Source organism: Candidatus Gracilibacteria bacterium, from assembly GCA_010119145.1.
Taxonomy (GTDB): Bacteria; Patescibacteriota; Gracilibacteria; order BD1-5; family UBA6164; genus JAACSU01.
The window spans coordinates 39,813-54,563 of record JAACSU010000010.1; the positions used below are offsets into that span (position 1 = coordinate 39,813).

General features: G+C 32.3%; 11 protein-coding genes. 8 read left to right on the plus strand and 3 right to left on the minus strand.

The window, feature by feature from the left end; translation table 25 throughout:
- The 5 genes from GW846_05865 to efp all read left to right on the plus strand — a co-directional run bounded on the left by GW846_05865 (position 1) and on the right by efp (position 9,155).
- Positions 1 to 3,147 (plus strand): PKD domain-containing protein, encoded by a 3,147-nt coding sequence (locus tag GW846_05865; GenBank protein NDK10273.1) that lies wholly within the window; start codon positions 1 to 3, stop codon positions 3,145 to 3,147.
- 15 nt (positions 3,148 to 3,162) lie between these two features.
- Entirely contained in the window at positions 3,163 to 4,260 is a 1,098-nt protein-coding gene (locus GW846_05870) for an AI-2E family transporter (GenBank protein ID NDK10274.1), read from the plus strand.
- Positions 4,261 to 4,367: 107 nt separating this feature from the next.
- Positions 4,368 to 6,167, plus strand: a complete 1,800-nt coding sequence (locus GW846_05875) for a BspA family leucine-rich repeat surface protein (GenBank protein ID NDK10275.1) — start codon at positions 4,368 to 4,370, stop codon at positions 6,165 to 6,167.
- Positions 6,168 to 6,336: 169 nt separating this feature from the next.
- Complete coding sequence (pnp, locus tag GW846_05880) at positions 6,337 to 8,493, plus strand: polyribonucleotide nucleotidyltransferase (protein ID NDK10276.1); 2,157 nt, start codon at positions 6,337 to 6,339, stop codon at positions 8,491 to 8,493.
- Between the two features lie 98 nt (positions 8,494 to 8,591).
- Positions 8,592 to 9,155 (plus strand): elongation factor P, encoded by a 564-nt coding sequence (efp, locus tag GW846_05885; GenBank protein NDK10277.1) that lies wholly within the window; start codon positions 8,592 to 8,594, stop codon positions 9,153 to 9,155.
- A 10-nt stretch (positions 9,156 to 9,165) separates the two neighbouring features.
- Here efp and earP read toward each other — a convergent pair whose 3' ends face one another.
- On the minus strand, positions 9,166 to 10,098 hold the full coding sequence (earP, locus tag GW846_05890; GenBank protein NDK10278.1) for an elongation factor P maturation arginine rhamnosyltransferase EarP: 933 nt from the start codon (positions 10,096 to 10,098) through the stop codon (positions 9,166 to 9,168).
- Positions 10,099 to 10,220: 122 nt separating this feature from the next.
- Between earP and GW846_05895 the strand changes: the two genes are divergently transcribed.
- From GW846_05895 to GW846_05905, 3 genes are all read left to right on the plus strand, one after another.
- Positions 10,221 to 11,471 (plus strand): CYTH domain-containing protein, encoded by a 1,251-nt coding sequence (locus GW846_05895; protein ID NDK10279.1) that lies wholly within the window; start codon positions 10,221 to 10,223, stop codon positions 11,469 to 11,471.
- Positions 11,472 to 11,550: 79 nt separating this feature from the next.
- A complete protein-coding gene (locus tag GW846_05900) occupies positions 11,551 to 12,102 on the plus strand; it encodes a CYTH domain-containing protein (GenBank protein ID NDK10280.1) in 552 nt (183 codons plus the stop codon).
- A gap of 215 nt (positions 12,103 to 12,317) precedes the next feature.
- Positions 12,318 to 12,494 (plus strand): hypothetical protein, encoded by a 177-nt coding sequence (locus tag GW846_05905; GenBank protein NDK10281.1) that lies wholly within the window; start codon positions 12,318 to 12,320, stop codon positions 12,492 to 12,494.
- Here GW846_05905 and GW846_05910 read toward each other — a convergent pair.
- Both GW846_05910 and GW846_05915 read right to left on the minus strand, forming a co-directional pair.
- On the minus strand, positions 12,478 to 13,074 hold the full coding sequence (locus tag GW846_05910) for a polyphosphate polymerase domain-containing protein (GenBank protein NDK10282.1): 597 nt from the start codon (positions 13,072 to 13,074) through the stop codon (positions 12,478 to 12,480). The genes GW846_05905 and GW846_05910 overlap by 17 nt on opposite strands.
- 246 nt (positions 13,075 to 13,320) lie before the next feature.
- A complete protein-coding gene (locus GW846_05915) occupies positions 13,321 to 14,694 on the minus strand; it encodes an inorganic phosphate transporter (protein ID NDK10283.1) in 1,374 nt (457 codons plus the stop codon).
- Positions 14,695 to 14,751: the final 57 nt, after the last annotated feature.

Below are 14,751 nucleotides of genomic sequence, written 5' to 3' on the forward strand. Positions count from 1 at the left end.
TTGAAAAAAATACTTTACATATTTCTCTTCTGGATACTAACTTTTGTTCCTGGATTTACAGCTACTCCTCTTGTTGAGGATATCTTTAGCGATATTTCTGCTGATTACGAGTATAGAGATGAACTTCAAGCCCTCTATGATAGAGGAATGATCATCCCAGATGGATCATCACGTTTCAATCCTCAGACATTTTTAAATCGAGATGAGTTTGTTTGAATCTCAATGGAAGTTATTTGTGAACGTTGTATTGCTCCGCACACTGATTATGAGCTTATTCAGGAGTTTACAGGGAAAGATGTCTATTTTGATATAAATGCGAGTAATCCATATTTCTATTGCGTTGCAGAAGCAGATAAACAAAACTATGTTCGTGGATATGATATATCTCAGAGTTGTGAGAATGGAACAACTCGTTTTTGAGAAAGACCTTTTTGTCCAAGTAATCGTATTAATCTAGAAGAAGCAGTTGCGGTACTTTTACGTAATTCTGGAATTTTTACTATCAATGATAACCAAGTAGTTATTGAAAGTATCTTAAATGGAACAACAACTGAAACACTGTGAAGTGATGTCAGAGCTAAAGACAGTGCTGGAAATCCATATACCTTCTATGGATATATAAGAAAAGCCATGACTTATGAAATTACAGAATATGACACAAGTTGAAATGAAAAAGTATTAAAACTCTTAGAAACTGACGCACAGTGAAATATCAATCCAAAACAATCAATAACTAAGGAGCAGTTTCTCAGGATGTCATATATTGCACTCAAATCGAATAGTTGTAATGAAGTCACACAAGATGAGTTTGCTCTTGCGCTGGATATATTTGAAAAAACTTGTACTCCATGACAAGTAGATTGTAAACTTTCAGATCTTAAAGATCCTTCAAATACCTATGATTTTCATGCAGACGCGCAGGGAAGTTGTGAGTCTGGAATCACAAAACCAAGTTGATATGTTTGGAGATTTATACATCAATCAACTGGACAAGAAACTTTTAAATATTGAGAATTTATAGATAATTTTGAGTTTCAAGATTCATGAGAATGGAGAATTATTTTAAGAGTCACTGATACTTGTGGTCAAAGTAGTGAAGTATTTTCAACTATTTTTGTTCCTGAGTCTTCTACTGAAACTGTAAGCCAACAAATAGATGTTGATATTGATGTTTTTGATGATAATTGTACTCTAGGAAATAATACCTGTAAAAAAATAGATTTCACTAGTTGAGAAGATGATGGAGATAATATTTTTGATTTTGCTTGAAAAGTAGATACAAGCTGCAAGATATGAATCATTACATATAATTGGACCTATACTCATAGTGCCTCTCAAACGGAGAGAAAATCAAACGGAGTGTATCAAGATAACAAAGTTTTTGATATTGATGGATTATGGAATATTACACTAGAGGTTCGTGATGGATGTGGAAATACGTGAAGTGAACAAATGTCCTATACTGTTTATCCAGAGACAACAAAGAATTATATTGATGCTGATATAGATGTATTTGATGATGGGTGTATTTGAATAGATGCAAATTGTCAGGAAATATCATTTTCCAGTGATGAAACAGACGGTGATAATATTTTTGATTTTGCTTGAAATGTAGATACAAGCTGCAAGGTTTGAAATATAAGTTATAATTGGAAATTCCAATTGCAGGGAACTTCACAAGTTATTTCAAGGCAATGAAGATATGTAGATAACTTTTCATTTTTAGATGCTGGAGTATGGAAAATATCTCTCGAAGTGAGAGATGGATGTTGACAATCAGCTCGCGAAGAGATGACCTATATTGTTCCAAAGGTTCAAAAAATAGATGTGAGTATTGATGTATTTGATGATACCTGTTCATGAGTAAATGCAAATTGTACTCCGATTGATTTTACAAGTGGAGAAACAAATGGAAATAATATTTTTGATTTTGCCTGAAAGGTAGATACAAGTTGTAATATTTGAGTGACAAAATATAATTGGACTTTCGAACATCTAGAGAGTGGAACAAAGACGCTTGCCACTTGATTATTTCAGGATAATAGAGCATTTCCTTTAGATTGACTGTGGAGCATTCAACTCGATGTCATTGATTGATGTGGAAATACGTGAAGTGAAACAATGAATTATACTGTATATCCAACGAAGCAAGTCACATATATAGATTTAGATATAGATGTGTTTGATGACACTTGTACCCCAAAAGATACAAATTGTAAGGAAATATATTTTTCTAATCAGGAAGATAATTGAAATAATATTTTTGATTTCTTGTGAGAGGTTGATACAAGCTGCAAGGTTGGAACTATAAAATACAACTGGAAATTTAACAGGGAGTGAACCACTCAGAGCATACAAGCTCAAGGGAGATATGTAGATAATTTTTCATTTTTAGAAAGCTGAGTTTGGAATATTGAACTCGTTGTTGCTGATGGATGTGGTCAAACTGCAACAGAACAAATGACGTATATAGTAACTGATACCAGTGCAACTGAATGACTCAGCGTTGATATAGATGCTACACCTATTTATGGTTATGAAGATTTACTTGTAAATTTTAATGCGAGAATTTCTGGATGACAAGGACCTTATACTTATGAATGGTCATTTTGAGATAGCTCTACTCCATTTTATGCGTCTAATATAGATCATTTGTATCAAAGTAGTTGAACGTATAATGTATTACTTGTTGTTACAGATTCTTTATGAAAAACTGCAAGTGCGACAGTTATTATTCAAGTTCTGGATGGGGAAGCTTGTTTACAAGATAGCGACTGAGATGGAATCTGAAACTGTGAAGATATGTGCCCACTCATAGCTGGAACAGCTAATAATCTTTGATGTCCGATTTTAGAAACTCAGTGTCAAAATACAAATCAGTGCCCAAGTGCGTATAGTTGTGAAAATATTTCCCCAGATACTGGATATGGAGCATGCATCCCGACATTTAATCCAGCTAGAACCTGTTTATATAATCCAGATATAGGAAGTATCTTTTGAAATGCCATTTGCACAACCTGTCCATGTAGTGCAAGCGTAGATTTTCTAGCTGATGTACGAAAGTGTGATCTCATATTTCCAGCGATTACTTCAGCTGATGGTTCTGAGATATATTCGAGGTGAGAGTATTGGCAAATAAGTGAATAATTAATAACGTAATATATGAAAACAAAGTATCAATCATTTATAGCAATCAATTTGTGACTTATTAGTCTCTGATTTTTTGTATATGTACTCTATATCTGAGCTCCCATAATTATCCCGTTTGTTATAGCAATACTCTTATCCTTTATAATACTTTCACTTTCAGGATTTTACAAACATATGTGAGTTCCTTCATATTTCTCACTTGTGTGTTCACTTGTTACGATATGACTTTTTTTCTACCTTGTATCTCAAATAATTAATGCAAATATTGAGCAAATAATCTTAGGAGCTCCAGGTTATGAAGAGAAACTTAGCAATATCATAAATACGCTGACATCAAAATATAATATTGATGGAACGGTATTGAGTAGTCAAATAATGGATTCATTAGATTTAAACTATATATTTTCTCAAACTGCAGCGATTATTGCTAATATAGTGAAAAATACTGGAATGATATTATTTTTTACTATTTTTATTCTTTTGGAGAGTAAATCATTTTTTAATAAAATGAGAATTATTGCTGGATGAGATAGAGGAGCATTTTTCAAAATATTTGATCAGGTTCAGGCTGATGTAAAGTCATATTTTCTTATAAAAACAATAGTAAGTCTCTTGGTAGCATTTATAAGTTTTATGATCATGTACTTTTTCGGACTAGATTTTCTAATATTTTGGGCATTTCTTATTTTTTTATTGAACTATATTCCAAACATAGGTTCTATTATTGCAGTATTTTTTCCAGTTATTTTTTCACTGATCCAATTTGAGTCACTGTCACTTACTTTTATTTTTCTAGTTCTTATGATTTCTGCTCAAGTCTTGATATGAAATATCATCGAACCACGACTTATGGGAAACAAACTAAACCTGAGCCCACTCGTAATTCTTATTTCACTTATATTTTGGGGTACGATTTGGGGACCAACAGGTATGTTGCTTTCAGTACCGATTATGGTAATGATTAATATTGTATTGGCTCATATAGAGGTTACAAGACCGATTGCTATACTTCTTTCTGAGAGATGAATTGTTAAGTTCGCAAATATGAAGGAACTTCCAACAGGAAAACTCAGTATCAGAAAAATGAGAAAATTATTAAAAAGAGGTTAATAAAAAATATTGCTAGATATGAATGAGATTTCGTCAACCTGAACTCCTTGCAAGCAGCTTCCTAATCCTTATAAATACAGTATTAGTTTTTTTATAAGTACAATTTTATGAATTATTTCAAGAAACAAGCTTTTACACTTGTTGAACTCATAGTTGTTATCACGATTCTCGCAATTCTAGGGACGATAGGATTCATTTCACTCCAATGATACTCCGTAACAGCACGTGAATCAGCACGAATTTCTGATTTAGCTACGATTCAAAGAGCACTTGAATTTTTTCAAACAACAGAATGATATTATCCAGATCCAACTGATTTTATTAATGTAACATACTCAGGTTCACTCGCTTGGAAACAAGGAGTCTTTGGAGATGCTACAAGAAATACGGTACAAAGAATTTCTGAAACTCCTACTGATCCACTACTGTGATCTCCGTATGCATATTCTACGACGAATACAAGACAAGAGTATGAACTTTGAGCCATAAGTGAGAGTCCACTTACGAGCTTTAATTTCATGACGAATCAAGCCAATGCAGCTAATACTTTTTACACTAATATTGTGTGAAACTATAATAGAGAAATAGTTGCGATTCAAGAATCAGATTTTGTATATATACTTTGAGTTCCAACTATAATAACAAGTGAAATAGTAGATGTTACAGTTGAGCAAATCTTTGCAAACCAAAGCTTTTCAATTAAAAATTCAAAAAATCTTCCTTGAAACCTTACTAATTTTATACCACAGTGACAAACACTTAAGGAATGAATTAGTTTCACTCCTTGAGTACTTACGAGTGTTACCGCACCTGTTTTATATTCTGGACCAACTATTTCACTTGCAAACACTAGCGAAAAACAATTGTTTTGAGAAAATATTATTTCATACTACACAAACTCAAATATTTCTGAGAATCAACAATATGATAACCTGAAAAACAAAACAGGGAGTGAAATAGCTGTTGTTGATCAAATACTCCTAAATAATAAATCTGGAATTGATTCTAGTAATTTAGTAAGTTCATCATCAAGTACTTGACCTTCTATTGATTGTTATGATTCTCTCAATGTCTGAAAAATAGGAACAGGTGGAGAATGTTTAAATATGCTCATTGTAGATACTGCAATGTTGAAATCTGTTTCTAGCGGAACAGTGTGATGAAACGCTACATATTCTTTAACATGACCTGACAGTAATGTTTACACATTTGCTAACTCAAGTTACAATATTTTTACATGACAAGTCACTGATATGGCAGGTTTGTTTTATAACCAAGGTAGTTTTAATCAAGATATTTGATATTGGAATACCAGTAATGTAACGAAAATGGACTACTTATTCTATAATGCATTAGTATTTAATCAAAATATTTGAGCTTGGAATGTTTCAAATGTAACAAATTTCGAAAGTACTTTTCAAGATGCGAGAGAATTTAATCAGGATATTTGAAACTGGAAACCTATAAAAGCAGTAAATGCATATAATATGTTTAGAACAGCTGCAAAATCTAATCAAAATATATCTTCATGGGATACGAGTAAAATTACTTCAATGAGAAATATGTTTAATCAAGCTATAGTATTTAATCAAGACATAAATACAAAAATTATTACAAGATGAGATGGAAGTACTTATAAGGCCTGGGATACGAGTAGTGTTACGAACATGAACTGAATGTTTATTTGAGCTTCACAATTTAATTGAAATATTTCATCGTGGAATACAAAGAATGTTACCATAATGACATCACTATTGTATTGAGCTACATCTTTTAATCAGGATCTAAGTACATGGTGTGTTTCACAATTTGCCAGTATACCAGCTTGATTTGATACAGAGACACCAGCTTGGACTCCAAAAACAAATCGTCAACCTAAATGGTGAGTTGTATGTCCGACGAGTTAACAAAAAAACCTCTCAGTATTGAGAGTTTTTTTACTTTTTGCTTCTTATGCTTATACTCTTTTTAAGCTTGAATATATATAAAAGGCTTATTTGAAATTCTTATATCTTTAAGAGTTTTGCATAAGTTTTATGATATATTTCAAGTGCTATATTTTTTAAATTATTGTGTATGTACGGACTTTCAGATAGCACGGCTATTACCATGCAACCTCTCAAAAAAGAGTATACTATTGCTGGAAAAAAACTCAGTTTTGAAACAGGAAAATTAGGACTTCTCGCAAATGGTGCGATTACTATGAGTGATGAGGGAGGAAATATGCTCTTCACGACTGCAGGCATAAAGGAAGTTGGACTCAATCTAAAAGCTGACTTTTTTCCACTGGTTGTTGATTATCAAGAAAAATATTATGCAGCTGGAAAGATAGGAGGAAATAGATTTATGAAACGTGAAGCTCGTCCAAGTGACGCTGCAACGCTTACTTCTAGAATGATTGATAGACCTATCAGACCCATGTTCCCAAAAGGGATAATTAACGATACTCAAATTATCGCAACAACTCTTTCAAGTGATAATAACTGTGAAATGGGAAGCTGGGGAATAACTTCAGCATCACTTGCACTTATGGTTGCAGGAGCTCCATTTGAATGACCTGTTTCAGGAGTGAAAATAGTTTTAAATCAAGATGATAGCTACACATTTGAACCAAATTTTGAACAAGAAAAAAATGCAAAACTTCATCTTGTCATTGCTGGGACATCTGATGCTATTACTATGGTAGAAGCTTGAGCAAGTGAAGTCTCAAATAAACAAATGTTGGATGCTTTATCTCATGCTCATAGCATTGTAAAAGACTTGTGTGCAGCACAACTTGATTTCAAACAATTTTATGAAGCACAGTATGGAGTAATTCACTTGATTGAACCAAGTTTTAATCTTCCGGATACGAGTTTATATGATACTGTGAGAGATTTTTTGACAGAAGAAAAAATGCAATCTCTCTACAATGTTGGAAAAAAAGAATTTCAAGCAGTACTTGATACTTTTGATGTTGAAACACGTGATTATCTTCTAGAAAAAAAGTATTTAAGTGAAGACGATGACACTTCAGGAGTTGGTGCAATGGTCTATAAAAGAGTAAAAGAAGTCATGAGAAAAAATATTCTTAGTACGGGAACTCGCCTTGATGGTCGAAAAACAGATGAAGTGAGAAAAATAAAATCAGAAGTATGACTCCTTCCAAGAACCCATGGTTCAGCATTATTTCAAAGAGGAATGACACAAGTCCTTAATATCTGTACTCTAGGTGGACCTGAGGATAATATGCTCGTTGATGGGATGTTTGATGAATCTACAAAGAGATATATACATCATTATAACTTTCCTCCATATTCAGTATGAGAAGTCAGAATGATGCGAGGAACTGGTCGAAGAGAAATCGGACACGGACGACTTGCTGAAAGAGCACTTGAACCAGTTCTCCCAAGTGAAGCTGAGTTCCCATATATGATACGAACAGTATCAGAAGTTACGACCTGTAATGGATCAAGTTCTATGGCATCTGTGTGTGGCTCTACGATGAGTCTTATGAACGCGTGAGTCCCAATTAAAAGACCAGTTTCAGCAGTTGCTATGGGGATGATATATGATGAAGAGAGCGGAGAATATAAAATACTTTCAGATATCCAAGCGCAAGAAGATTTCTTATGAGATATGGATTTCAAAGTAGCACGAACATCTGTAGGGATTACGGCTATGCAAATGGACGTCAAGATTAAATGACTGCAAATGAAGGTCTTTGAAGAGGCTTTTATTCAAGGTGAATCTGCTACGATGTATATTCTGGGTGAAATGCTGAAGACACAAGCAGAAGTTGCTCCAGAACTCTCTCCATACGCTCCACTTATTATGAGTATGCAAATAGCTGAATCTCAAATTAGAACAGTTATTGGAAAAGGATGAGAAACCATTCAAAAAATCCAAGCGACGCACGATGTCATTATCTCAATTGCTGAGGATGGACTCACGACGATTACAGCAAAAACACAAGACTCTTGAAAAGCTGCCATTGCAGTTATTACTGAACTCCTTTGGGTTCCAGAAGTTTGATTTATTAGTTCTGGGAAAATCGTTAAAATAATTGATGGAGTTGGAGCCATTGTAGAATTTAGAGGGAAACAATCAGGAATGATACATATTTCAAAACTCTCAAAAGAAAAAGTAGAAAAAATCGAAGATATAGTTAAGGTAGATGAAATGGTTGATTTTGAAATTATTCAAGTTGATCTTGCAAAGGGGAGAATTGGACTGAAGAGGATGGAAAAATAAAACTCAAAAAAATCTCAGAAATATTTCTGAGATTTTTTTCAAAACTTGCTTTTTAACGATTTTCGATACTATTTGGGTATTATAAATTATTTTAAAGTATGAAAACAGCATTTCAATCACGATTGGGAACAGTTCTGAGGATAGATAACGAGTTATATCTTGTCGTTAAATTTGAATATAGAAGAGGTGGACGAGGAGCAACAACCATTAATCTGAGACTTAAAAACCTTATACAAGGAAATAGTGTGGATAGACAATTTGATTGAGAAGTAAAAATGGATGATGTGACACTCGATAGGGCAAAATTTGAGTATCTCTATGAATCAGCTGGAGAATATTTCTTCATGAATAACGAAACTTTTGAACAAATAGAGCTTTGAGAAGATAATATCTGAGATAATAAATATTATCTCACAGAAGGTATGATTGTTGATGTACAACAATACGAAGGAAAATTCATCTGAATTTCCCTTCCTACATCAGTAAGACTCACTATTGAAACCTGTGATCCTGGAGTGAAGTGAAATACGGCAGACTGAAAAGTTATGAAAGACGCAGTTACTAACACTGGACTTAATATAAAAATCCCAGGATTTGTTGAACAAGGAGAAGATATTATGGTCAATACAGAATCTGGTGAATATTCAGAACGTGCAAAATAAAAATGAGAGTTTAACTCTCTTTTTTTTGTGTAAATATTTTATGTACTACACCATATTTATACTCTAAATTTCATAATTTTTGAGCTCTAACATATTCATCTCAGTATCAATTCAATTTTAAATATTCACAAAAATCGTGTATTTTTTCTCTATGTGCACCATTATTCTCTTTATAAATATCCCAGTAAAATGGTTTTCAAGATTCCATAGCGTTAATCATACTATTTTCTCACCGTACTATATTTCATTCACAATAATGCAGGAGAGATGCGTATTCTTGCATTGAAAGAAAGGGCAGAGTCATACTATTTTTATATGAAAGTACTTGTTTTCAAAAGCTTAAAAATATATAATCGTCTCAAAATGATTCAAAAAATCATGTTTTTTCAAGTTCACTTTGAGTTTCAGGATAACAGAAAACTGAGATCCATTTTTTATTTGTATTCAGATGATATTTTTCTAAAAAATATTCTTTTTCTAATATTTTTGTTTGGTAAATTTTTTCTGAAAATGCCCCTCAGGTAAAATTTAGAAGTGAAACACTAAAATGTTTCACGGTCAAATTACTGTGCGTTGATATTTTATCGTGATACTCTATTATTCATGGTTTATAGATTCAGTCTTTCGCTTCAAGAGAGAAATATGTAAAATCAGTCAGATGAATAGGGAACTCAAAAGACTCTAAAAATGAGTAATGTATCTCTATCTCAAACAAATTGAGTATCTTTGAGCTTGGAGTATAGGATTGTACCTCACTCAGATTATAATATGTTACTTGAGCACTTTCTAAAAGATTTTTTGAAAATACATCATAGAGATCTCTGTTATTGGAAAAGAATCGAAAACTCTGTTCTTTTTTTTCAAAGGTGTAGGTATTGATTACCTTGATAGCAAAAGCCATATCTCAGTAATTATCTATAATGTCACAGTATAGGTCAGTCATTTCTTTTATTGATTATAATATATAGCATCATAAATATATATTTTTTAAAGCAAATATAAGCTTGTTTTTTAAACATTGCTTTGCCTTAAATATATTTTTTAGTATATTGTATAATATATATTATGTTCAATACACTTATTATGGCATTAGATACTGGCCCTTTCTGATTATTTCAAGGACAAGATTCTGACGAGTCTACTATAATTAAAGATATTCTTTCTCGAGAATGAGCTCAATGAATAATCCGTATTTTATCTGAGGATGTTGTTGCAGATGTAAATCTTATCATATCTCAATATTTACAAGAACACTCTTGAAAAGAGAGTATAGCTACTATTACAAGTATTGGTGGAGAAATAAAAAAAGTGGTAGAAGAAATTGAAAAAGTCCTCAAAGGGAAGATAGTATGAAAATATTTTAGAGGAACCATTAAACCAAGTTTGAGTTATAGGCTCTATATTAATTGGGTATTAGAAAAACTACAACATTCATGATTTATTCCACAAAATCATAATTATAAAGATGTTCCTACAGCTCATGGTGAAGATATTTTTAATATTCTTCAAGACAAAGCACTGACCTCATTTTTTATGGTTGCAAAATCTTTTTGACTCTTAGATTTTAGTGAAAATCAAATTAATACCTATGAAGAAGAAAACGAAATTAAAGTTTTAGATACTTCAGCAGCTCATGTTTCTGAGTCACTTTTTTCATGGCAAGAATGAGATGATAATGTATCTATTGAAGAACATGAAGAGGTGAGTATTTTGGATGAATATTATGATGATGAAAACCTCAGACTTGATAGACAAAAATTATGAAAATGATCTAAAAGAAGTCTAAGAATTCGAACTAAAACTAGTATCTCTTGAGAACATGAGACCTTCTATACTATTAAAAGAAAAATTGATGAATCTCAAACTAAGACAAAAAAATGAGAAATTGAATCTAGAAAATGTTTTGAAAAAGAATTTGAAGTCAATGACTCAATAATTTTTTGAGAATTCCTTTGAAATGTATGATTAAAGAAATCTCGAGAGAAATCTAAAAAAAGAAAATCTTATAGTATTTCTTTTATGTATAGAAAGAAGCTCGTACACGCAAAATTAGATATTGATAATTATGAAAATGGAATACCAGAATTTTTAGAAATTGAGTGTGATGATAATAATGCAATAAAATATATTATAAAGAAACTGAAACTTCAGAAGAAACAATTACTCACAGATGGTTCAAGATGATTGTTTGATCATTATTGATTAGATGATCAATATAAGAGATATTATAATGTAGATGGAAATTGAAGTGTTGAGTGGAATGATGGAAATGTTTGAAATATTAATGCTTCTCCTGCAATTAGACTCAGAGCATAAAAAAATAAAACCCACTTTTGGGTTTTATTTTTTTATAAAACTATGCTATAATTCAAACATATAATTATTACAAAAATACATGTTAGAAAAAGAAATAAAAATACTCGAAATAAACAAAGAAGAAATAGTATCGAAACTAGAGGCAATGTGAGCAAAAAAATCCTTTGAATGATTTATTCATGATATCTATTATGATTTTCCAGATGATGCTCCAAAGAATAAAATGGACGCAAATGGGAGAATGTTTCGTCTGAGACAAAAGTGAGAAGAACACATCTATACTATCAAAAATAAACGAAAAGAAATAAAGAAAAAAGAGTGAGTGGTAGCAAAAGATGAACACGAAACTCAAATATCTAATATTGAGAGCTTTGCAAAAGTTCTTGAGAAATATGGTATGGAAAAAACAAGAGAAAAGAAGAAACATAGAGTTTCTTACACACTTGAAAATATGGAGTTTGATTTTGATATGTATGAAGGGATTCCAGAGTTACTTGAAATAGAATGACCAGACGGTGTTACGATTCAAGGCTGGGTAGAAAAATTAGATCTCCAAGATTATGAACAAATGCTCGGGGGTTCACGTAAGATTTTTAAACATTATGGGATACCATATTTAAATATAGATTAAAAAAATACTCTTATTCTTGAGAGTATTTTTTTGTCCTAATTAATTTTATAAATCAAAAAACTCTCAATATGATTTGAGAGTTTTTTGATTATTATGCTGTTTGTTTTACTTGTTCAAGTGAAGTTTTCTTGAATTGAGAATTTACGGTTTCTTCTACATTTGTCATAGATTTTTGACGTTTCTTTTTTACAACTTCCATTCTAATTTCTTGTATTTTGTTGATAGTTGTTTGGAAATGAGACCATTTTTCAACGAGACCTGAGTATACAACTCAAAGAGAATATTTAGAACATGAACTTGCCCGTTTTATTCCGTGACCTTCGATGATTCCTAAACTTTTACAGTTATCAGAGAGTGATTTACTTTCGATGATTACTAAATTTTTAGTTTAATATCCTTGGCTTTTACGTTTCGAAGATCTTTTACTGAGATGTTGAAATCAATAGTGAGTCTCTCTTCTCCTGACTTACTCACGAGTGTGAGTCTATTGTATTTCGTTTGCATAGCGGGAGAGATATCTGGAGCTTTTTCACTATAGAGGCTTTGGAACACTCCTTCAAAAAATCTCTTTTTTCCTTTAGTCATAGTCCCATGTTCATCAGCAGGGAATTGGTATCGAAACTTTTTAGTGATACCATTTTCCTTTTGTTTGTATTCAAAAAATGCGAGATCTCCAGCGTCAGTATAGTGTCTCGTTCGAATTTTTGTTCGAGAAGGGACTTTATCTTGGTGTTGGTGGTAGAAGAGATAATCAGCTGTATCCATATATACGTTATCATAGAGGAAAACTCTTTTTCCATCAATTTCTAGTGATCGGAAATCTTCTGAAAGGTCTTCCAGAATATTGAGAAACTCTTTTTCAGTAAGTAGAAATTTTCTATCTATTCGTTTGAGATAACTTGCTGTAGCATTGAGTTCTGTTAAATTAATTGCAGAGAAACCAGAGAGTCTAGAGAGTAGTGCAGATCCCATATTTGTATTTTTGTTTTAAAAAATAATGTCACAGTAGAAGCAACTTTATTTTGAAGTACTTCTAGCTATATATAAATAGTAGCACAGAAAATTTTAAATGTGTAGTTAATTGTAAGATTTAAGTAAGAGAACATCTTGACGAATTTATTTTTTTTGTTATCTAAAAATAATTTTTAGTATTATGATATTAATGCATAAAAAAAAAGACTTTCTAAAATGAGAAAGTCTTTTAATCATAAAGATTATTTATAGAAAATATATGATAGTTGTATAACTTAAACCTGCAATTAAAGCTGAAGCAGGAAGCGTTATAATCCAAGCGAGAAGAATTTGTTTGAGTATAGATTTATCAACATATATTTTAGCATTCTTAGATTCTCGTTTTTGCCATTCTCTGAAAAATCAGATTCATAGTATTCAACCAATTGCTATATGAGTTGAACTTACTGGAAGCCCCAGAAGACTCGCAACGATAACGGTAACTGCTGCTGAGAGTGCTACACAAAACGCTCGAATTTGATTGAGTTTTGTTATTTCATTCCCAACGGTTCTAATAAGCTGTGAACCATAGATTCAAAGTCCAATTGCGAGTCAAAGTGCTCAGATTATCATGATCCATAATGGGATTCCAGCACTTGCTTCGATGGTTCCAGAACTTACTGCGTCGTATATAGCAGCAAATGGTCCAATAGCATTTGCTACATCATTCGCTCAATGAGCAAATGAGAGAAGTGCTGCTGAAAATACAAGTGGGAGGTTAAAAAGATGATTAATTGATTTTTTTGAATTTTTAAAGACACCAGAAAATTTAACCAATAGATTTCTCACTACAATATAACTCAGAAGTGCAGCTCCTAGTCCCATAGCAAATGCGTGAAGTTCAGAGAGATGTATAATTTGTTTAAGACCTTTTAAGAGTAGGTATGCAGTGAAACTCCCAGTCATAAGAGCAATATAAACAGGGACCCAAGTTTGAGCTGCGTCATGTCGAGACTCTTTTTTCATAATAGTTTTATCTATACTCCACAGTAGTAAGGCAGCAACTCCTCACCCTAGAACCGGTGATATTACCCAACTTGCAAGTATTTCAACTATTTTTTCCCAGTGAATCACATCAACCCCTAGAGCTACGATTCATGCACCTACAAGTCACCCTATAACAGAGTGTGTTGCTGAAACTGGTTTTTTAGTATAGGTTGCTATATTGATCCAAAGCGCCGATCAAAGAAGGGTAGCGAGCATAATACCTATATATACTTTTACATCTACTATTGCTGTAGAATCAATAATTCAGCCTTTGATAGTTTGTACTACATCTCCACCTGCAATAATGGCTCAGGCAGCTTCAAATATTCAAGCAAGAATAATAGCTCCTCAAATAGTAATAGCTTTTGATCCTACAGCTGGTCACATATTATTCGCAACGTCATTGGCTCATATATTGAGAGCCATATAGAATGCAAGTGTCGCACCTATAATAACCGTGAGAGAAACAACACTTCCGGAAAAGAATACTACAGAAATGATTATTCCAAATAATACGAGCAATGGGAGCAGTAGTTTTCCAAGTGTACTTTGAGCTTGGAGATTATCCAAAAATGCCTCTATTTTATGTGTCATACTTTAGTAATAAAAATAATATATTACAAATAGTATCATACTATTATTTCACACGCA